This is a genomic window from Rhizobium sp. SRDI969 (genome assembly GCF_025152725.1).
Taxonomy (GTDB): Bacteria; Pseudomonadota; Alphaproteobacteria; order Rhizobiales; family Rhizobiaceae; genus Rhizobium; species Rhizobium leguminosarum_I.
In genome coordinates, this window is sequence record NZ_CP104039.1 from 128117 (window position 1) to 145744 (window position 17628).

Sequence of the window (17628 nt, forward strand, 5' to 3'; positions counted from 1 at the left end):
GAAGAAGCTGTGGTCAGCCGCGATCGCGTTTCTTGCGGCCGTGCGCCTCAAATTGGACGAGCAGCGACTTGAGTTCGATCTCGCGAACGCGTCTTGCTGCTTCATCGGGGCTGACCCATTCGAGAATACGCTGACCCCGCTCCTTGAAATCGCCGCTGATGTCCGTGACTTCAATCTGAAACATGTCGACGATACAGGGCGCCACATCGCCATTGTCGAGTTCTTTCAGATAAGTATAGCGGCCGACCGGCTTCTTCTTCACCACCCCGCTCACGCCTGCCTCCTCCCAGGCCTCGATTGCTGCTGCTTCGAAAGGCTTTTTCCCTTTCATCGGCCAACCTTTCGGGATGACCCAGCGTGCGCTCTCGCGAGACGTGATCACCAGGATTTCGATGTCGGATCCGGCACTGCTGTGACGGAAGCAAAGTGAGCCGTATTGTTGACGGAATGCACCGGCGAATAGCATTTCAGGAACAGCAGCGAGCTGCCGCAGCAGTGGCTGGGACTTGTCCGGTCGAGGCTTCCTGCCTTTTTTGCTGGGGGTCATGTCGATTGAGTTACCGAATTTGCTTGTTGCTTCAATTGCCTGAGCGTGTTTATGACACATTTATGACAATCGGCCGAACGAGGAAGGTTCGCAGGCATGATGAGCATTTTTCGCAAGCTGATGCCACGGGAAGACAGATTCTTTGAAATGTTTTCCAAACACTCGAAGACCGTGGTTGCTGCGGCGCATGCCCTCGATCAACTCCTGAAGGGCAATGACGTTCAAAAAAACTGTGAACGAATCGTCGCGTTGGAAAACGAGGCCGACGACGTCACGCGTGACGTTCTTCTTGCCGTTCGACGAAGCTTCATCACACCCTTCGACCGGGGCGACATCAAGGACCTCATTCAGTCGATGGATGATGCGATCGACATGATGCACAAGACAGTCAAGACGATCCGCTTGTTCGAGCAAACGAGCTTCGATCCGCTTATGCAGGAGATGGGCGGTGAAATCGTCAAGGCGGCAAACCTTGTTGCGGAAGCGATACCCCTCCTCGACCGATTGGGAGCCAATGCGCAGCGTCTGGCGACCATCGCGGAGGAGGTCACCCGAGTGGAGGAACGTTCCGATGAACTCCATGACCAGGGTCTGAAGGATCTGTTTGTGCGTGATGGCGCCGGCGGCAACGCGATGGCCTACATGATCGGAAGCCAAATCTACGGAGAGCTGGAGAAAGTCGTCGACCGCTTCGAGGATGTCGCCAACGAAATCAGCGGCATTCTCATCGAGAACGTCTGATGGATGCTTCCCTTGCTTTCCCACTGCTCGTCGGCCTGGTCGTCGTCGCCCTGTTCTTCGATTTTCTCAATGGTCTGCATGACGCGGCCAATTCGATCGCCACGATCGTCTCGACCCGCGTCCTGCGGCCACAATATGCGGTCGTCTGGGCGGCGTTCTTCAATTTCATCGCATTCCTGTTCTTCGGCCTACATGTGGCCGAAACACTGGGGACCGGCATCATCGATCCTGCGATCGTTTCGCCCCAAGTGATCTTCGCCGCGCTCATGGGCGCGATCATCTGGAATATTCTGACCTGGATTTTCGGTATTCCATCGAGCTCGTCGCATGCGCTTGTCGGTGGGCTGGTGGGGGCCGGTCTGGCAAAGGTCGGCTTCAGCTCGATCGTCTGGAACGGACTTCTAAAGACCGTCGGTGCTATTTTCCTGTCGCCAGCCATCGGCTTCCTGCTTGCCTTGGTGCTGGTGCTCGCCGTCTCCTGGCTATTCGTCCGGCAAACGCCGTTTGCCGTGGATCGGACATTTCGCGTCATGCAGTTCGTATCCGCTTCGCTTTATTCGCTTGGCCATGGCGGCAACGATGCGCAGAAGACGATGGGCATCATCGCGGTGCTCTTGTTCAGCCAGGGATATCTCGGCCCGACATTCTACGTGCCGTTCTGGGTGGTCATTTCCTGCCAATCGGCAATGGCTCTCGGTACGCTCTTCGGCGGATGGCGGATCGTTCATACCATGGGGTCGAAGATCACCCGGCTCAATCCCATGCAAGGTTTCTGCGCAGAGACCGGCGGAGCGTTGACGCTCTTCGGAGCGACCTGGCTCGGTATTCCGGTTTCGACAACGCATACCATCACCGGAGCAATCGTTGGAGTGGGCGCGGCTCGTCGTGTCTCAGCCGTGCGCTGGGGATTGGCCGGCAACATCGTGATAGCCTGGATCGTCACGATGCCGGCGGCTGCAGCAATATCCGCAGCGTTCTACGGCCTCGTCTCTTTGCTGCAATGAATCAGATGACGGCGAGGCAATCGCCACGCATTGACCTTCCCGTCTTGAGCTTTCCGGCTGGCATTACCGACAGAATAAGGCGCGTAGAATCCACTCTGCGGTCTGCGTGGTCGCTACTGCCATATTGCGTGCACTGCACAAATAGAACGCTCTCATGGCCGCGATTACTTTGCAGTCGCACAAAACAGAAGCAGAAAATAACAAAGCCTAAGAAATAGGCATTCGTCAATTCTTCGCATTTCTCCTTTTGCTTCATGCCGTTACCATTTCCTCTGGAATTGGCACACTGTTTGCAAGTCCTAAGACGCATCGGTCAATGGCGACCGGCGCGGATAGGCGCGGCATAAGCGCCTACAATAGACACCGACGTCGCAAGGTTTTTGCTCCGGGATTCTCCCATCCCCTGGACGCAATTTCCGGCGGCGTTTTTTTGTGTCCAAATTCAGCCAGCAGAGGGAACCTGCGCATGACAAAGAATTTGCAGACTGGGATTTTTACAACCGGCATGACCCGCCGCAGCATGCTCAAGACGACCGCAGCGGCCGCCCTCATCGGCGCTGTCAAGACGGCCTTTCCGTCCGGCGCCTTCGCAGCCGGAGCAGGCCCTGAAGTGACAGGTGTCAAGCTCGGCTTTATCGCGCTCACGGATTCCGCGCCGCTGATCATCGCCAAGGAAAAGGGCTTTTTCGACAAGCATGGCCTTCCGGAAACGGATGTGGCCAAACAGGCCTCCTGGGGTGCGACCCGCGACAATCTCGTGCTGGGCGGCGCAGCAAACGGCATCGACGGTGCGCATATCCTGTCGCCGCTCCCCTATCTCATGCATACCGGCAAGGTGACGCAGAACAATAAACCGGTGCCGATGGCGATCCTCGCCCGGCTCAACCTCGACAGCCAGGGTATTTCCGTCGCCAAAGAATATGCCGACACCGGCGTGCAGCTCGATTCCTCCAAGCTGAAGGCCGCATTCGAGAAAAAGAAGGCGGAGGGCAAGGAGATCAAGGCCGCCATGACCTTCCCTGGCGGCACCCATGACCTCTGGATCCGTTACTGGCTCGCCGCCGGCGGTATCGATCCGAATAAGGACGTTTCGACCATCGTCGTGCCGCCGCCGCAGATGGTTGCCAACATGAAGGTCGGCAACATGGACGTCTTCTGTGTGGGCGAACCGTGGAACGAGCAGCTCGTCAACCAGGGCATCGGCTTTACCGCAGCCACCACCGGCGAGCTCTGGAAGGATCATCCTGAAAAGGCGCTCGGACTGCGCGCCGACTGGATCGAAAAGAATCCCAATGCTGCCAGGGCCCTGCTGATGGCCGTCATGGAGGCCCAGCAATGGTGCGAAAGCATGGACAACAAGGCGGAGATGGCCGACATTCTCGGCAAGCGCCAATGGTTCAACGTTCCGACGAAGGACGTACTCGGCCGACTCAAGGGCGACATCAATTATGGCAACGGCCGCGATGTCAAAGCCACCGACCTCTATATGAAGTTCTGGAAAGACGGCGCCTCCTATCCGTTCAAGAGCCACGATACCTGGTTCATGACAGAAAACATCCGCTGGGGAAATCTGCCGGCGAGCACCGACATCAAGGCGCTGGTCAACCAAGTGAACCGCGAAGATATCTGGCGCGAGGCCGCCAAGGATCTCGGCGTCGCGGCGGCCGATATTCCCGCATCGTCTTCCCGCGGCAAGGAGACGTTCTTCGACGGCAAGGTCTTCGATCCGGAAAATCCCTCCACCTATCTCGACAGCCTTTCGATCAAGGCGGTCTCCTGACCCGCTCCGGCGCGCTCCGGCGCGCCGGCCTTTCATGCACGTGAGGAGCACGTTGATGTCCGCCCTGGCCAATAAAGAAAACCCCTCCACGGCCGCCTCTGCCAAGCTGGCGGCAAAGGTTCTGCCGTTTTCCGGCAAGCATGGATCGCGGATCGATTTTCGTCGAGCGGCACTGACCGCCCTTCGCAATGTCGTTCCGCCAATCGTCGTGCTGGCACTCATCCTGCTCGTCTGGCAGGTGCTCTGTTCGTCGGCGGACGCGTCTTTGCCCTCGCCGCACCGGGTCTGGCAGGATAGCTATGACCTGATCGCCTATCCGTTTTTCAACTACGGCTCCCAGGATCTCGGGCTCGGCTGGCGTGTGCTCATTTCGCTGCAGCGCGTTCTCTATGGCTTTGGGCTTGCAGCAGTCACTGGTGTCATCATCGGTGCGATCATCGGCCAGTCGGTCTGGGCGATGCGTGGCCTCGATCCGATCTTCCAGGTGCTGCGCACGGTTCCGCCGCTCGCCTGGCTGCCGCTGTCGCTCGCAGCCTTCCAGGATTCCAACCCCTCGGCGATCTTCGTGATCTTCATCACGTCGATCTGGCCGGTGATCATCAACACCGCCGTCGGCGTCCGCAATATCCCGCAGGATTACCGCAATGTCGCCGAGGTGCTGCGCCTCAACCAGTTCGAGTTTTTCTGGAAGATCATGCTGCCTTCGGCAGCGCCTTACATCTTCACCGGCCTCAGGATCGGCGTCGGCCTCTCCTGGCTCGCCATCGTCGCGGCCGAAATGCTGACCGGTGGCGTCGGCATCGGCTTTTTCATCTGGGACGCATGGAACTCGTCGCGCCTTCCGGACATCATCGTCGCGCTCGCCTATATCGGCATCGTCGGCTTCGCCCTCGACAAGCTGGTGGCAGCACTCGGCAAACTGATCACCCGCGGCGCCATGGCCAACTGAGGAACGCACCTATGAACGCCTATCTGAAGCTTGATCATATCGACAAACATTTCGATCGGGGCGGCGTGCGCGCCGAGGTCCTGAAGGACATCAACCTGACGATTTCCGCGGGCGAATTCGTCTCGATCATCGGCCATTCGGGCTGCGGCAAGTCCACCCTGCTCAACCTCATCGCCGGCCTGACCCCGGTTTCGGCGGGCGCCGTGCTGCTTGAAAACCGTGAGGTCAACGGACCCGGTCCGGAACGCGCCGTCGTTTTCCAGAACCATTCGCTGCTGCCCTGGCTGACGGTCTACGAGAACGTCAATCTCGCCGTCTCCAAACTCTTCAACCGAACGAAGACCAAGGCCGAGCGGCATGAGTGGGTGATGGCCAACCTCGACCTCGTGCAGATGGCGCATGCGAGGGATAAGCGGCCTTCGGAAATTTCAGGCGGCATGAAACAGCGCGTCGGCATCGCCCGCGCGCTTGCAATGGAGCCGAAGATCCTGCTGCTCGACGAACCCTTCGGCGCGCTCGATGCCCTGACCCGCGCCCATCTGCAGGACGCGGTGATGGAAATCCACGCCCGGCTTGGCAACACGATGGTGATGATCACCCATGATGTCGATGAGGCGGTGCTGCTGTCCGATCGCATCGTGATGATGACCAACGGCCCAGCGGCCCGCATCGGCGAAGTGCTCGATGTGACCATGCCCCGTCCCCGCCATCGCATCGAACTCGCCTCCGACCGGACATATCTCAAATGCCGTGAAGCCGTGCTGAAGTTCCTCTACGAACGCCACCGTTTCATCGAAGCGGCAGAGTAGAGACCGTGACATAACCTCGGCGTTTGTCGGCCGCGGTTTTCGCGCCCTCTTTACTCCCCGGGCGTTGCAAATACCGCGCTGGCATCGCTGACAATTTCCACATGGGAATATGCCGCCTGCCCCGCGGCGGCAGCGTCCGCGCGCATGATCGCGGTGACAATCCGGCCGTGCTCCTCATAGGATTTTGCCAGACGCCCGGGCAGGCGGAACTGCGCCCGCCGAAAGGGCGCGAGCCGCGCCCGTGTCTGCGTCACCATCTCGAAGACATGGTCATTATGCGCGCCACGATAAAGCCGGGTGTGGAATTCGGTGTTGTGAGCCGAATATTCTTCTTCGGCACCGGCATGCACGAGCCTCATCGATCCGCGATGCTCCAGCTCCAGAGCGCGCCGCTCGTCGACCGTCATACGCTCGGCCGAGAGCCTGGCGCAGATTGCTTCGAGTTCCGCCATCGCTTCGAACATCGAATGCAGATAGGCTTCGGTGACGTTGGTCACGACGGCACTGCGGTTTGGCTCTCGCGCGACCAATCCCATGGCGCCCAGCTCACGCAGAGCCTCGCGCACCGGGGTGCGCGAAACGTCGAAACGAACCGCGAGCGATACCTCGTCCAACTTCGCGCCCGGCAGCATTTCACCTGTGACGATCATGTCGGCAATCGCCCGCACCATCTGTTCGACGGTGGTTCCGGTACGGATCACTTCTCTGCGCCTGGGCTGCTTCACGATACGAATCTGCTCACATCAACACTCTGCATACAGATGACGTTCGAGACTGGATAAGTCAAATCGGGCGGCGAAGATATTGTTAAGTGTTCACTTTCTGATGCAGGAGATACCTCGGGTAACTCGACGTTGTGCCAACTACGCAGTCACAATGAACAAGAAATACCTATTGATTACTTTTTACGCAAGAATTCGATCAATCTGTATGCACTTTGCAACATGCAAATCTTGCGGTAACGGATAAACTATAAAAAACAACAGATTAGTTTCTGGCACATGCATTGCATGCACTTTTCTGTACCCGTTCACAACCGGCCCAGCGCCGCAAGGAGCATTTCCGATGACCAAACTCCTTTCCATGAACCGCCGCAATTTTCTCCAGGCTTCTGCTGCCGGTGCGCTTGCCGGCGCCATGCCGGGCCTGATCGCCTCCTCCGCCGCTGCCCAAACCGCGCTGACCGTCGGCTTCATCTATGTCGGCCCGAAGGACGACTATGGCTACAACCAGGCGCATGCCGAAGGTGCGGCCGTCATCAAGGCGATGCCTGGTGTAACGCTGGTCGAAGAAGAGAACGTGCCGGAGACCGTCGACGTCCAGAAGACGATGGAATCCATGATCAACCTGGATGGCGCGACCCTGCTCTTTCCGACCTCCTTCGGCTACTTCGACCCGCACATGCTGGCCGTGGCCGGCAAACATCCCGACATCCAGTTCCGCCACTGCGGCGGCCTCTGGCAGGAAGGCAAGAACCCGGCCAACACGGGCTCCTATTTCGGCTATATCTTCCAGGGCCAGTATCTGAACGGCGTTGCCGCCGGCCATGCGACGAAGAGCAAGAAGATCGGCTTCGTCGCCGCCAAGCCGATCCCGCAGGTTCTGCAGAATATCAACGCCTTCCTGCTTGGCGCGCGCACAGTCGATCCTGGTATCACCTGCCAGGTGATCTTCACCGGCGAATGGTCGCTCGCCGTCAAGGAGGCCGAAGCCACCAATGCGCTGGTCGACCAGGGCGCCGACGTCATCACCTGCCACGTCGACAGCCCCAAAGTGGTCGTCGAGACGGCTGCCGGCCGCGGCGCCTTCGTCTGCGGCTATCACGCCAACCAGAGCCCGCTTGCGCCCGAAAAATACCTCACCGGCGCCGAATGGGCCTGGGGCAACGTCTACGGCGACTTCGTCAAGAAGGCGCAGGCCGGCGAAAAGCTCGGCAACTTCGTGCGTGGCGGCCTGAAGGATGGCTTCGTGAAGATGAGCGCGCTCGGCCCCGGTGTGTCCGCTGAGGGCCGCAAGGCCTTCGAAGCCACGCAGGCCGATATGATGAAGGGCGGCTTCTCGGTCTTCAAGGGACCGTTGAAGGACAACAAGGGCGACACCGTCGTGGCTGACGGCAAGAGCTACGCCGAAGACGCGATCGAGCTCGAAAGCATGAATTATCTGGTCGAGGGCGTTGTCGGGTCCACCGCGTAAACCGCGAAGGGAGAAGCGCCATGACCATCGAGGCCAATGATCCCGCAATAGTCATCGCGGAAAAACCCGCTTCCCTGCGCCCCGTCCTCGAATGGATCGCGCGGCGGGCCGAGCCTGTTGTCATCGGCCTCACGGCCATTTTGATCGGTCTTGCGCTCTTCTCCCTCTTCATCCTGGCGGTCGGCAAGTCGCCGGCCACTCTCTTCCAACTGATGTACACCGGCGGCTTCGGCAGCTGGTTTTCGGTGCAGAACAGCTTAAGTCGTGCCGCACCCCTTCTCCTGACGGCACTCTGCGTCGCCCTGCCCGCCCGTCTCGGCCTCGTCATCATCGGCGGGGAAGGAGCGGTCGTGCTGGGCGGCGTTGCTGCCGCGGCCATGGCTCTGCCGCTCGCCGGCACTGCGCCTGTCTTCCTCACCCTCATTCTGATGGCGATAGCCGCCATGGTGGTCGGCGGCATCTGGATTGGCCTTGCCGGTTTTCTGCGCCACTATCGCGGCGTCAACGAAACCATCTCGTCGCTGCTGCTCTCCTATATCGCCATTGCCCTGATGAACCAGTTCGTCGAAGGGCTGCTGCGCGATCCGGCAAGTCTCAACAAGCCGTCGACCAGGCCACTGCCGGCGGAATACATGCTCGGCAATATTCCCGGCATGGACGTGCATTGGGGCCTGGTCATCGGCATCCTCGCCTGTGTGGTCTCCTGGATCGTGATCGAGGCCACGAGCTACGGTTTTGCCGCCCGCATCGCTGGCGGCAACGTGCGCGCCGCCCAGATCCAGGGACTGCCGGTCGGCAAGCTGATCGCCGGATTTACCGCGCTTGCCGGCAGCTTTGCCGGCCTGGCGGGCATGATCGAAGTGGCGGCGGTGCAGGGAAGTGCCAATGCCTCGCTTGCCGCCGGCTACGGTTATACCGGCATCCTGGTCGCCTTCCTCGCCAGGCACAATCCGCTGGCGATCATTCCGGTGGCGATCCTGCTCGGCGGCATCGACGCCTCGGGCGGCCTGATCCAGCGGCGCATGGGCCTGCCGGATGCGACAGTTCTGGTGCTGCAGGGCACGCTCTTCATCGTCATTCTGTTCTGCGAGACCTTCTACGGCCGCTTCAAGATCTTCAATCCCGACCTCTGGAAAAGGAGCCTCTGATGGAAGAGACAGGCATCGGCATCTGGGGCGTGCCGCTGGCAATCTTCGCGGGCGCCATCCGCGTTTCCACCCCCTTCATCTTCGTCAGCCTCGGCGAGACGATCACCGAACGTTCCGGTCGCATCAATCTCGGCCTGGAAGGCACGCTCGTCTTCGGCGCCATGACGGCCTATGCGGTGGCTGTCATGACCGGCTCGCCGACCCTCGGCGTGTTGGCCGCAATGGTGGCAGGCGCGATCTTCGGTCTTATCCACGGCTGGATCTGCAAGTTCCCGAAGGTCAACGACATCGCCATCGGCATCGCCATGATGCAGTTCGGTCTCGGCATGGCGTTCTTCCTCGGCAAATCCTTCATCCAGCCGGTGGCGCCGAAACTGCCCTCGATCGCGCTCGGCGGCTGGTCGAGCACGCCGCAGATCCAGGCGGCGCTCAATATCAATGTGCTGTTCTTCATCGGCGCAGCCCTTGCCCTCTTCCTGTTCTGGGCCTTCAAGAATACGAGGATCGGCCTGATTCTGCGCGTTGTCGGCGACAGCACCGACGCGGCCCGGGCCATGGGCATTCACCCGGACCGGGTTCGCCTGCTGGCGACGGCCGCCGGCGGCTCGCTGGCCGCAATCGGCGGCGCCTATCTCTCGCTCTACTATCCGGGCTCATGGAACGAAGGCATTTCGTCGGGCCAGGGCCTGATGGCCGTCGCCCTCGTCATCTTCGCCCGCTGGAATCCGATCGGCTGCTTCCTCGCTGCCCTGCTTTTCGGCGGTGCCGGCGCGCTCGGCCCGGCGTTGCAATCGGTCGGCGTCACACAAGGCTACTACCTTTTTTATGCCGCACCTTACGTGCTCACCCTCGTCATCCTGATCGCCACGTCCTCGCCCACCCGCTCGCTCGCCGGTGCGCCGGGCGCGCTGTCGCTCACGAAATAAAGGAGCTTGCCGATGAACGGACTCGGCGGTCTCAACAAATCCGAACACGGCGTCGGCATCGGCCTCGTTCAGCTCCAGCTGCCGGTGACCGTCACCAAAGCGGACTTGGCAAAACAGACGCAGGTGATCGTCGATCTGGTGGCCAAGGCGCGGCGTAATCAGCCGGGCATGGACCTTGTCGTCTTTCCCGAATACGCGCTGCACGGCCTTTCCATGGACATCAATCCGGAGATCATGTGCACGCTCGACGGGCCGGAGGTCGCAGCCTTCAAACAGGCCTGCAGGGATAATAGGATCTGGGGCTGCTTCTCGATCATGGAGCTCAACCCCGGCGGCATGCCCTACAATTCCGGCATCGTCATCGACGACCAGGGCGAGCTGAAGCTCTATTATCGGAAGATGCATCCCTGGATCCCCGTCGAGCCCTGGGAGCCCGGCGATCTTGGTATCCCTGTCATCGAGGGCCCGCGGGGCGCCAAGCTCGCGCTGATCATCTGTCATGACGGCATGTTCCCGGAGATGGCGCGCGAATGCGCCTATAAGGGTGCCGAAATCATGATCCGCACCGCCGGCTACACGGCGCCGATCCGCGACGCCTGGCGCTTTACCAACCAGGCCAACGCCTTCTGCAACCTGACGGTTACCGCCAATGTCTGCATGTGCGGCTCGGACGGCACGTTCGATTCGATGGGCGAAGGCATGATCTGCAATTTCGACGGCACGATCATCGCTCACGGCACCTCCGGCCGCGTCAACGAGATCATCACCGCCGAGGTGCGTCCTGACCTGGTGCGCGAGGCCAGACTCGGCTGGGGCGTGGAGAACAATATCTACCAGTTCGGCCATCGCGGCTATGTCGCCGTTGCCGGCGGCGCAAAGGATGCGCCCTACACCTACATGCACGACCTCGTCGCCGGCAAATACCGCCTGCCATGGGAAGACGAGGTAAAGGTCAAGGACGGCACGTCCTGCGGATTTGACAAGCCGATGCGCCGCTACGGCGAACACCTCAAACCTGCCGCGGAATAGGAGAGAGAATGATGGACGCGATGGTCAAAACCAAAGGGCATTTTATCGACGCCGATCCGTATCCGTGGCCCTATAACGGCGCTCTGAGGCCTGATAACACCGCCCTCATCATCATCGACATGCAGACCGATTTCTGCGGCAAGGGCGGTTATGTCGACCATATGGGCTACGACCTGTCACTGGTGCAGGCGCCGATCGAACCGATCAAGCGCGTGCTGGCCGCCATGCGGGCCAAGGGTTACCACATCATTCACACCCGCGAGGGCCACCGCCCCGATCTCGCCGATCTGCCTGCCAACAAACGCTGGCGCTCGCAGCGGATCGGCGCCGGCATCGGCGATCCCGGCCCCTGCGGCCGCATCCTGACGCGCGGCGAACCCGGCTGGGACATCATCCCCGAGCTCTATCCGATCGAAGGCGAGACGATCATCGACAAGCCCGGCAAGGGTTCGTTCTGCGCCACCGACCTCGAACTCATCCTCAACCAGAAGCGCATCGAGAACATTATCCTCACAGGCATCACCACCGATGTCTGCGTCTCGACGACGATGCGCGAGGCGAACGACCGCGGCTACGAATGCCTGCTGCTGGAGGACTGCTGTGGTGCGACCGACTACGGAAACCACCTCGCCGCCATCAAGATGGTGAAGATGCAGGGCGGCGTCTTCGGCTCCGTCTCCAATTCCGCGGCTCTAGTCGAGGCGCTACCCTGATGCCGTCATTGCGTGCCCATGTCTTTCGCGTGCCAGCCGACGGCCCCGATGACGTTGCCGGCGTCGAGGCGCTCTTTGCCAGCGGCCTTCAGGCGAACAACATCGTCGCCGTTCTCGGCAAGACGGAAGGCAACGGCTGCGTCAATGATTTTACCCGCGGTTATGCCACCCGCAGCTTCGAGGCATTGTTCAGTAGATATGGCGTCGACGGCGTCTCGATCATCATGTCCGGCGGCACCGAGGGTGCGCTCTCGCCGCATTGGACGGTTTTTGCGCGTGAAACCGTAGAAACCCCGGGCGAACGGGCGCTGGCCATTGGTGTGTCGCGTACCCCCGCGCTGCCCCCCGAACATCTCGGGCGCCGGGAACAGATCCTGCTCGTTGCCGAAGGCGTGAAGTCCGCGATGAGGGATGCCGGCATCGATGATCCCGCCGATGCCCATTTCGTGCAGATTAAGTGTCCGCTGCTCACCTCGCGCCGGATTGCCGAGGCCGAGGCAGCAGGCAGGACGGTCGCAACCCACGACACGCTGAAATCTATGGGCCTCTCGCGCGGCGCTTCGGCTCTCGGCGTCGCCGTGGCACTCGGCGAGATAGATGCGACATCGATCAACGATGCCGACATCTGCACGCGCTTCGATCTCTTTTCCCGCTGCGCCTCAACCTCGTCCGGGGTCGAACTCACCGATCACGAAATCATCGTCCTCGGCATGAGCGCAAAATGGTCCGGTCCGCTGTCGATCGACCACGCGGTCATGCGGGATGCGATCGACGCGCATTCCGTCAGGAAAGCCCGCGAACGCCTGCCGGAAAACAGCCGGCTGGCAGCGGTTCTCGCCAAGGCCGAGCCGGACCCGTCCGGCAGGATCGGCGGCAGGCGCCACACGATGCTCGATGACTCGGATATTGCAGGCACCCGCCATGCCCGTGCCTTCGTCGGCGGCGTTCTCGCCGGCATCTTCGGCATTACCGATCTCTATGTGTCCGGCGGCGCCGAACACCAGGGTCCGTCCGGCGGCGGTCCCGTCGCCATCATCGTCGAAAAGGAGCAATGAAGTGAGCACAGTCCGCGACACGCCCCTTCCGCAAGCCGGCAAGGCCGTCGGCATCGACACGCTCGATATGACCATGCGCTTCGGCAGCTTCACCGCGCTCGACAACGTCTCGATCGCCGTTCCGGCCGGCTCTTTTCACGCGCTTCTCGGTGAAAACGGCGCCGGCAAGTCGACACTCGTCAAATGCATCATGGGCTTCTATCACGCAACGTCAGGCTCGCTGTCGGTCGACGGCCGCGAGGTGGCGGTCGCCTCACCAAAGGATGCCGCGGCCTATGGGCTCGGCATGGTCTACCAGCATTTCACATTGGTTCCCTCTCTGACCGGTGCGGAAAACCTGGTCATCAGCCGTACCGAAGTACCCGCGGTGATCAACTGGGCCAGGGAACGCAAGGATCTGGCGGGGTTCATGGAACGCATGCCGTTCAAGATCCCGCTCGACAGGCCGGTGAGCGAGCTTGCCGCCGGCGAAAAACAGAAGCTCGAAATCGTCAAGCAGCTCTATCTCGGCCGCTCCTTCCTCGTGCTCGACGAGCCGACCTCGGTGCTGACGCCGGCCGAAGCCGATGAGATGCTCGGCATCGTCCGCGGGATGACCGAGCGCGGCGAACTCACAGTGCTGATGATCTCCCACAAGTTCCACGAGGTGACGAAGTTCGCCGATGCCGTCTCGATCCTGCGGCGCGGCAAGCTGGTCGGCACCGGCAAGGTCGGCGAGCTCTCCACCGCCGAGATGGCGGCGATGATGATCGGCGACGTCAAGCTCGCCGAGCTCGACAGCCGTCTGCCGGTGGCGGAAGCGGCCAAATCCGTGCTCACTGTAAGCCAGGTGAAAGCTCCGGATCGCTCCGGCTTGAAGACGATCGAGATCGACGCGCTTACGGTCCGCTCCGGCGAGATCGTCGGCGTCGCCGGCATATCGGGTAACGGCCAGAAGGAACTGGCGGAAATTCTGGCCGGCCAGCGCCCGACCGATAGCGGCCAGGTCATGGTCAATGGCGAGACTTACGGCGCCACCCGTGACGAGACCCGCAAGAACAGGGTGCGTTTCATTCCCGAAGAGCCGTTGCAGAATGCCTGTGCGCCGAAGATGACCGTGAGCGAGAACCTTGCGTTCCGCACCTTCGACTTGAAGCCGGACGGCACGGACGCGGTCTGGCTGAACAAGGGCAGCATGAAGAAGCGTGCCTCGGCGCTGATCTCCGACTTCAAGGTCAAAACGGCTTCTTCCTCCTCGCCGATCGCAGCGCTTTCGGGCGGCAACGTGCAGCGAGCAGTGCTCGCCCGCGAACTGACCGGCGATGTCGATCTGCTGATCGTCTCGAACCCCTGTTTCGGCCTCGATTTCTCCGCCGTTGCCGAAATCCGCGCCCGCATCATGAAGGCCCGCAATTTGGGTGCCGCCGTGCTGCTGCTCTCGGAAGACCTCGACGAACTGCTCGAGATGTCCGACCGCATCATGGTCATTTCGGAAGGCAAGCTGGTTTACGAGACACCGGCGCTCTCGGCCGATATCGGCGTGATCGGTGCCCACATGGCGGGGCATCACTGATGGCTGAGATCAAAGCCGAACCTTTCGCCTTTCCGGTGAAGCACGCCGAGCTCGCCCTCATCGTCATCGACATGCAGCGCGATTTCGCCGAGCCCGGCGGCTTCGGTGCAAGCCTCGGCAATGATGTCAGTCGCATCACCAGGATCGTGCCCGATGTCAAACGCCTCATCCAGGGCTTCCGCAATGCCGGCCTGCCTGTGATCCATACGATGGAGTGCCACCGGCCTGATCTCTCCGACCTGCCGCCGGCCAAACGCGACCGCGGCAATCCGTCGCTCAGGATCGGCGACGAAGGCCCGATGGGCCGCATCCTGATCTCGGGCGAACCCGGCACAGCAATTCTTCCCGAACTCGCTCCTGTGAGGGGCGAAACCGTCATCGAAAAACCCGGCAAGGGCGCCTTCTACGCGACCGACCTCGGCACCGTGTTGCAGCGAAAGGGTATCAAACAGCTCGTCTTTGCCGGTGTCACTACCGAAGTCTGCGTGCAGACGACGATGCGCGAAGCAAACGACCGCGGCTATGAATGCCTGCTCGCCGAGGAGGCGACGGAAAGCTATTTCCCCGAATTCAAAGCCGCCGCCATCGCCATGATCCGCGCCCAGGGCGCGATCGTCGGGTGGACCGCCCATGTCGACGACATTCTTGAAAGCATCGCCCATGCCTGAAACGACCCGTGAACGCCTGACGTCAGGCGGCTGGAAGGAGTTGGAATTCGGCCCTTTCCGCGATGCTGTCACCATTCACTGGATCCGCCCCTTCGAGGGCGATCAGCCGGGCGTGGCGCTGTTGAAATATGAGCCCGGCGCCTCCGTTCCCCGCCATCGCCACGAGGGGCTCGAGACCATCCTCGTGCTCGATGGCGTTCAATCCGACGAGACTGGCGATTACATCAGCGGCAGTTATATCGTCAATGCGCCGGGCAGCGAACACTCGGTCTGGAGCGAGACCGGCTGTATCGTGCTCATCCAGTGGGACCGGCCCGTGAAAATATTCGAAGACGAAATTTCCTGAACCCGACGCTGGCCTTGAAGGTCTGCCCGACGATCCGAAAGGATATTCACAGCAGCATCGAGGCGCCGCGGTCGATATAGGTATCCAGGAATTGTTCGAGGCGGGGGTTTCTCGGTCTTTTGAAGACCTCCTGCGGCGGGCCGGTAAACAGCACCTTGCCGTGATCGAGAAAGACGATCTGCTGGCCGACCGTTGCTGCAAATCCGATCTCGTGGGAGACGACGACCATCGTCATGCCCTCGGCGGCGAGATCGCGCATGACGTTGAGCACCTCGCCGGTCAGCTCGGGATCGAGTGACGAGGTCGGCTCGTCAAACAGCATGATCTTCGGGTTGAGGGCAAGCGCCCGGGCGATGGCGACGCGCTGTTGCTGCCCTCCCGAGAGCTGCGACGGATAATGTCCTGCCCTGCCCTCAAGGCCGACCTTGACGAGTTGGGCCATTGCCCGCTCCCCGGCATCCTTGCGGCTCATCTTGTGAACGGTCTTCAACGCCTCGCTGACATTGCCGAGCGCGGTCATATGCGGCCAGAGATTGAACTGCTGAAAAACCATGCCGATTTGCGATCGGATCCGCCGGTTTGCCGCCGCCGGCACCCGCTCCCGGACGCCCTTTGCGTTTTCCGCGAAGCCAAGTACCTCGCCGTTGACGGTGATCGTCCCTTTGGTCGATTCCTCGAGAAAGGCCATGCAGCGCAACAGCGTACTCTTGCCGGATCCGGATGGGCCGATGACGCAGGAAACCTGTCCCTGCACGATATCGAGGTCGATGCCGTGCAGCACGGTGGAGCCGCCGAAGGACTTGACGAGATTTTTGACTGCGATCGCAGGAACGCTCATATGTTGAAAAACCTGAATCTTGAGAGTTTCGTTTCGGCGAGGTGACCGAGCCAGCCGGTGATTTCCACAAGCGCCCAATAAAATAGGGCAAGCACGAAGAGCGCTTCGACGAAAGCATATTGCTGGGAACCGATCGCACTCAGCGTCGCCGTCAACTCCGGCACGGTGATGATCGATAGCACGGCCGTCTCCTTCATCAGGATGATCGTCATGTTGACCGAAGGCGGCAACACCAGCATCGTCATCTCCGGCAGCAATATGCGTCGGACGATCTGCCCTTGTGTCAGGCCAACGCATATCCCGGCCTCGATATGTCCCTTCGGGACGGCGGCAAAGCCCGAGCGGAATATCTCGCTGAAATAAGCCGCCCCGTAGATGGAAAGGCCGATGACGCCGGCCGGGATCGGATCGAGCGACAATCCGACGAAGGGGCCGCCGTAGTAGACGAGGAATATCTGAATCAGGAACGGGGTGCCGCGCAGCACCGCAATGACCATGCCGAATGCCTTGTCCGGGACAACGCCGCCAAAACGCCTGGCAACGGCGACAAGGAAGCCGAGCGCGGCAGCGGCCGGCGTGGTGACGATCCAGATGACGATGGTGAGCCATGCGCCGCTGAGGATGTCCGGCAAGTTGCTGACAATCACATTGATGTCGAAGGTCATCGCGGCACTCCCGGCAGGGAGCGTTCGATCAGGCCGCCAGCAAGGGCAACGATCCAATTGATGACGAAATAGATCAGGCCGGCGGAAGCGAAAATCTCAAGCGGCAGGAAAGTGCTGCCGGCAAGATCTTGTGCCATGCGCGTCAACTCGATGACCCCGACGACCGAGACCAGCGAAGACGCCTTCAGGATAAGGATCGCTTCGTTGACGAGTGCTGGAAAGGTCAGCCGCAGGGCGATCGGCGCCTTGATGCGGCGGAAGATCTGGACGGGTATCATGCCGACCATTTCGCCAGACTCGACAAGGCCCGTGGGAACGCTGGCAAAACCGCCGCGCAGATTTTCAGCCTGGTAGGCTGCAGTACACAGCGACAGACCAACGATCGCCGCAACGATGCTCGGCACGTTGATGTCGATCGCCGGCAGCAGGTTATAGATCAGCAACAGCTGCACCAGCAGCGGCACGCCACGAAAAAAACTGATGAAAATCTTCGCCGGCAGCACCAAAAGCCGTTGCTGCGACAGCAGCATGGCGGAAATAACGATGGCGATCGCAAAGCCGATCAGGATAGAAACCACGCTGATCGTCACCGTGTAGATCGAGGCTTGCAGAAGCAGTTCGAAAAGCTTGATGGACATGGGCGATGTTTGCCTGGGCGCTGCGGC

Annotated in this window: 19 protein-coding genes; 14 read left to right on the forward strand and 5 right to left on the reverse strand. The window is 60.9% G+C overall.

Annotation, left to right across the window (positions count from 1 at the left end):
- Positions 1-13 precede the first annotated feature (13 nt).
- Positions 14-547, reverse strand: coding sequence for an NUDIX hydrolase (locus N2A41_RS32305; protein WP_260112160.1), 534 nt, complete (start codon positions 545-547; stop codon positions 14-16).
- A 96-nt stretch (positions 548-643) separates the two neighbouring features.
- Between N2A41_RS32305 and N2A41_RS32310 the strand changes: the two genes are divergently transcribed.
- The 5 genes from N2A41_RS32310 to N2A41_RS32330 all read left to right on the forward strand — a co-directional run bounded on the left by N2A41_RS32310 (position 644) and on the right by N2A41_RS32330 (position 5830).
- Positions 644-1288 carry a DUF47 domain-containing protein gene (locus N2A41_RS32310; RefSeq protein ID WP_170281830.1) on the forward strand — a complete coding sequence of 215 codons (645 nt, stop codon included), beginning with the start codon at positions 644-646 and terminating at the stop codon, positions 1286-1288.
- Complete coding sequence (locus N2A41_RS32315) at positions 1288-2292, forward strand: inorganic phosphate transporter (RefSeq protein WP_170281829.1); 1005 nt, start codon at positions 1288-1290, stop codon at positions 2290-2292. The genes N2A41_RS32310 and N2A41_RS32315 overlap by 1 nt, the downstream gene beginning before the upstream one ends.
- 466 nt (positions 2293-2758) lie before the next feature.
- Entirely contained in the window at positions 2759-4072 is a 1314-nt protein-coding gene (locus N2A41_RS32320) for a CmpA/NrtA family ABC transporter substrate-binding protein (RefSeq protein ID WP_260112161.1), read from the forward strand.
- Positions 4073-4127: 55 nt separating this feature from the next.
- Entirely contained in the window at positions 4128-5021 is an 894-nt protein-coding gene (gene ntrB / locus N2A41_RS32325) for a nitrate ABC transporter permease (protein ID WP_222384830.1), read from the forward strand.
- Between the two features lie 11 nt (positions 5022-5032).
- Positions 5033-5830, forward strand: a complete 798-nt coding sequence (locus N2A41_RS32330) for an ABC transporter ATP-binding protein (RefSeq protein WP_017958153.1) — start codon at positions 5033-5035, stop codon at positions 5828-5830.
- A 50-nt stretch (positions 5831-5880) separates the two neighbouring features.
- Here N2A41_RS32330 and N2A41_RS32335 read toward each other — a convergent pair whose 3' ends face one another.
- Positions 5881-6555 (reverse strand): GntR family transcriptional regulator, encoded by a 675-nt coding sequence (locus tag N2A41_RS32335; protein WP_017968632.1) that lies wholly within the window; start codon positions 6553-6555, stop codon positions 5881-5883.
- Positions 6556-6895: 340 nt separating this feature from the next.
- Here N2A41_RS32335 and N2A41_RS32340 point away from each other — a divergent pair, with 340 nt between their 5' ends.
- Genes N2A41_RS32340 through N2A41_RS32380 form a run of 9 tightly spaced genes read left to right on the forward strand, consistent with a single transcriptional unit; the run spans position 6896 to position 15460 of the window.
- Entirely contained in the window at positions 6896-8023 is a 1128-nt protein-coding gene (locus N2A41_RS32340) for a BMP family ABC transporter substrate-binding protein (RefSeq protein WP_260112162.1), read from the forward strand.
- Positions 8024-8043: 20 nt separating this feature from the next.
- Positions 8044-9171, forward strand: coding sequence for an ABC transporter permease (locus tag N2A41_RS32345; protein ID WP_162117556.1), 1128 nt, complete (start codon positions 8044-8046; stop codon positions 9169-9171).
- Positions 9171-10097 carry an ABC transporter permease gene (locus N2A41_RS32350; protein WP_130657770.1) on the forward strand — a complete coding sequence of 309 codons (927 nt, stop codon included), beginning with the start codon at positions 9171-9173 and terminating at the stop codon, positions 10095-10097. Before N2A41_RS32345 ends, N2A41_RS32350 begins: the two co-directional genes overlap by 1 nt.
- A gap of 12 nt (positions 10098-10109) precedes the next feature.
- Positions 10110-11126, forward strand: coding sequence for a formamidase (locus N2A41_RS32355; protein ID WP_260112163.1), 1017 nt, complete (start codon positions 10110-10112; stop codon positions 11124-11126).
- 11 nt (positions 11127-11137) lie between these two features.
- Positions 11138-11839: a biuret amidohydrolase gene (gene biuH / locus N2A41_RS32360; RefSeq protein ID WP_017968637.1), complete on the forward strand. Its 702-nt coding sequence runs from the start codon at positions 11138-11140 to the stop codon at positions 11837-11839.
- Entirely contained in the window at positions 11839-12894 is a 1056-nt protein-coding gene (gene atzD, locus N2A41_RS32365) for a cyanuric acid amidohydrolase (protein WP_018070735.1), read from the forward strand. The genes biuH and atzD overlap by 1 nt, the downstream gene beginning before the upstream one ends.
- 1 nt (position 12895) lies before the next feature.
- On the forward strand, positions 12896-14446 hold the full coding sequence (locus N2A41_RS32370; RefSeq protein ID WP_260112164.1) for an ABC transporter ATP-binding protein: 1551 nt from the start codon (positions 12896-12898) through the stop codon (positions 14444-14446).
- The gene (locus N2A41_RS32375; RefSeq protein ID WP_017968640.1) at positions 14446-15114 is read left to right on the forward strand and encodes a cysteine hydrolase family protein; all 669 of its coding nucleotides are present in this window, start codon (positions 14446-14448) and stop codon (positions 15112-15114) included. Before N2A41_RS32370 ends, N2A41_RS32375 begins: the two co-directional genes overlap by 1 nt.
- Positions 15107-15460 carry a cupin domain-containing protein gene (locus N2A41_RS32380; protein WP_017968641.1) on the forward strand — a complete coding sequence of 118 codons (354 nt, stop codon included), beginning with the start codon at positions 15107-15109 and terminating at the stop codon, positions 15458-15460. The genes N2A41_RS32375 and N2A41_RS32380 overlap by 8 nt, the downstream gene beginning before the upstream one ends.
- Before the next feature lie 46 nt (positions 15461-15506).
- Here N2A41_RS32380 and N2A41_RS32385 read toward each other — a convergent pair whose 3' ends face one another.
- From N2A41_RS32385 to N2A41_RS32395, 3 genes are read right to left on the reverse strand one after another with little or no spacing between them, the layout of a single operon-like run.
- Positions 15507-16298, reverse strand: a complete 792-nt coding sequence (locus N2A41_RS32385) for an amino acid ABC transporter ATP-binding protein (protein WP_017968642.1) — start codon at positions 16296-16298, stop codon at positions 15507-15509.
- A complete protein-coding gene (locus tag N2A41_RS32390; RefSeq protein ID WP_017968643.1) occupies positions 16295-16963 on the reverse strand; it encodes an amino acid ABC transporter permease in 669 nt (222 codons plus the stop codon). The genes N2A41_RS32385 and N2A41_RS32390 overlap by 4 nt, the downstream gene beginning before the upstream one ends.
- On the reverse strand, positions 16960-17601 hold the full coding sequence (locus N2A41_RS32395; RefSeq protein ID WP_260112165.1) for an amino acid ABC transporter permease: 642 nt from the start codon (positions 17599-17601) through the stop codon (positions 16960-16962). The genes N2A41_RS32390 and N2A41_RS32395 overlap by 4 nt, the downstream gene beginning before the upstream one ends.
- Positions 17602-17628: the final 27 nt, after the last annotated feature.

Coding starts and splice junctions, on each gene's coding strand:
- N2A41_RS32340 (WP_260112162.1), top strand. CDS start 6,896: ATGACCAAACTCCTTTCCATGAACCGCCGCAATTTTCTCCAGGCTTCT.
- N2A41_RS32355 (WP_260112163.1), top strand. CDS start 10,110: ATGAACGGACTCGGCGGTCTCAACAAATCCGAACACGGCGTCGGCATC.
- ntrB (WP_222384830.1), top strand. CDS start 4,128: ATGTCCGCCCTGGCCAATAAAGAAAACCCCTCCACGGCCGCCTCTGCC.
- N2A41_RS32375 (WP_017968640.1), top strand. CDS start 14,446: ATGGCTGAGATCAAAGCCGAACCTTTCGCCTTTCCGGTGAAGCACGCC.
- atzD (WP_018070735.1), top strand. CDS start 11,839: ATGCCGTCATTGCGTGCCCATGTCTTTCGCGTGCCAGCCGACGGCCCC.
- N2A41_RS32310 (WP_170281830.1), top strand. CDS start 644: ATGATGAGCATTTTTCGCAAGCTGATGCCACGGGAAGACAGATTCTTT.
- N2A41_RS32395 (WP_260112165.1), bottom strand. CDS start 17,601: ATGTCCATCAAGCTTTTCGAACTGCTTCTGCAAGCCTCGATCTACACG.
- N2A41_RS32320 (WP_260112161.1), top strand. CDS start 2,759: ATGACAAAGAATTTGCAGACTGGGATTTTTACAACCGGCATGACCCGC.
- N2A41_RS32385 (WP_017968642.1), bottom strand. CDS start 16,298: ATGAGCGTTCCTGCGATCGCAGTCAAAAATCTCGTCAAGTCCTTCGGC.
- N2A41_RS32315 (WP_170281829.1), top strand. CDS start 1,288: ATGGATGCTTCCCTTGCTTTCCCACTGCTCGTCGGCCTGGTCGTCGTC.
- N2A41_RS32345 (WP_162117556.1), top strand. CDS start 8,044: ATGACCATCGAGGCCAATGATCCCGCAATAGTCATCGCGGAAAAACCC.
- N2A41_RS32305 (WP_260112160.1), bottom strand. CDS start 547: ATGACCCCCAGCAAAAAAGGCAGGAAGCCTCGACCGGACAAGTCCCAG.
- N2A41_RS32330 (WP_017958153.1), top strand. CDS start 5,033: ATGAACGCCTATCTGAAGCTTGATCATATCGACAAACATTTCGATCGG.
- N2A41_RS32380 (WP_017968641.1), top strand. CDS start 15,107: ATGCCTGAAACGACCCGTGAACGCCTGACGTCAGGCGGCTGGAAGGAG.
- biuH (WP_017968637.1), top strand. CDS start 11,138: ATGGACGCGATGGTCAAAACCAAAGGGCATTTTATCGACGCCGATCCG.
- N2A41_RS32390 (WP_017968643.1), bottom strand. CDS start 16,963: ATGACCTTCGACATCAATGTGATTGTCAGCAACTTGCCGGACATCCTC.
- N2A41_RS32350 (WP_130657770.1), top strand. CDS start 9,171: ATGGAAGAGACAGGCATCGGCATCTGGGGCGTGCCGCTGGCAATCTTC.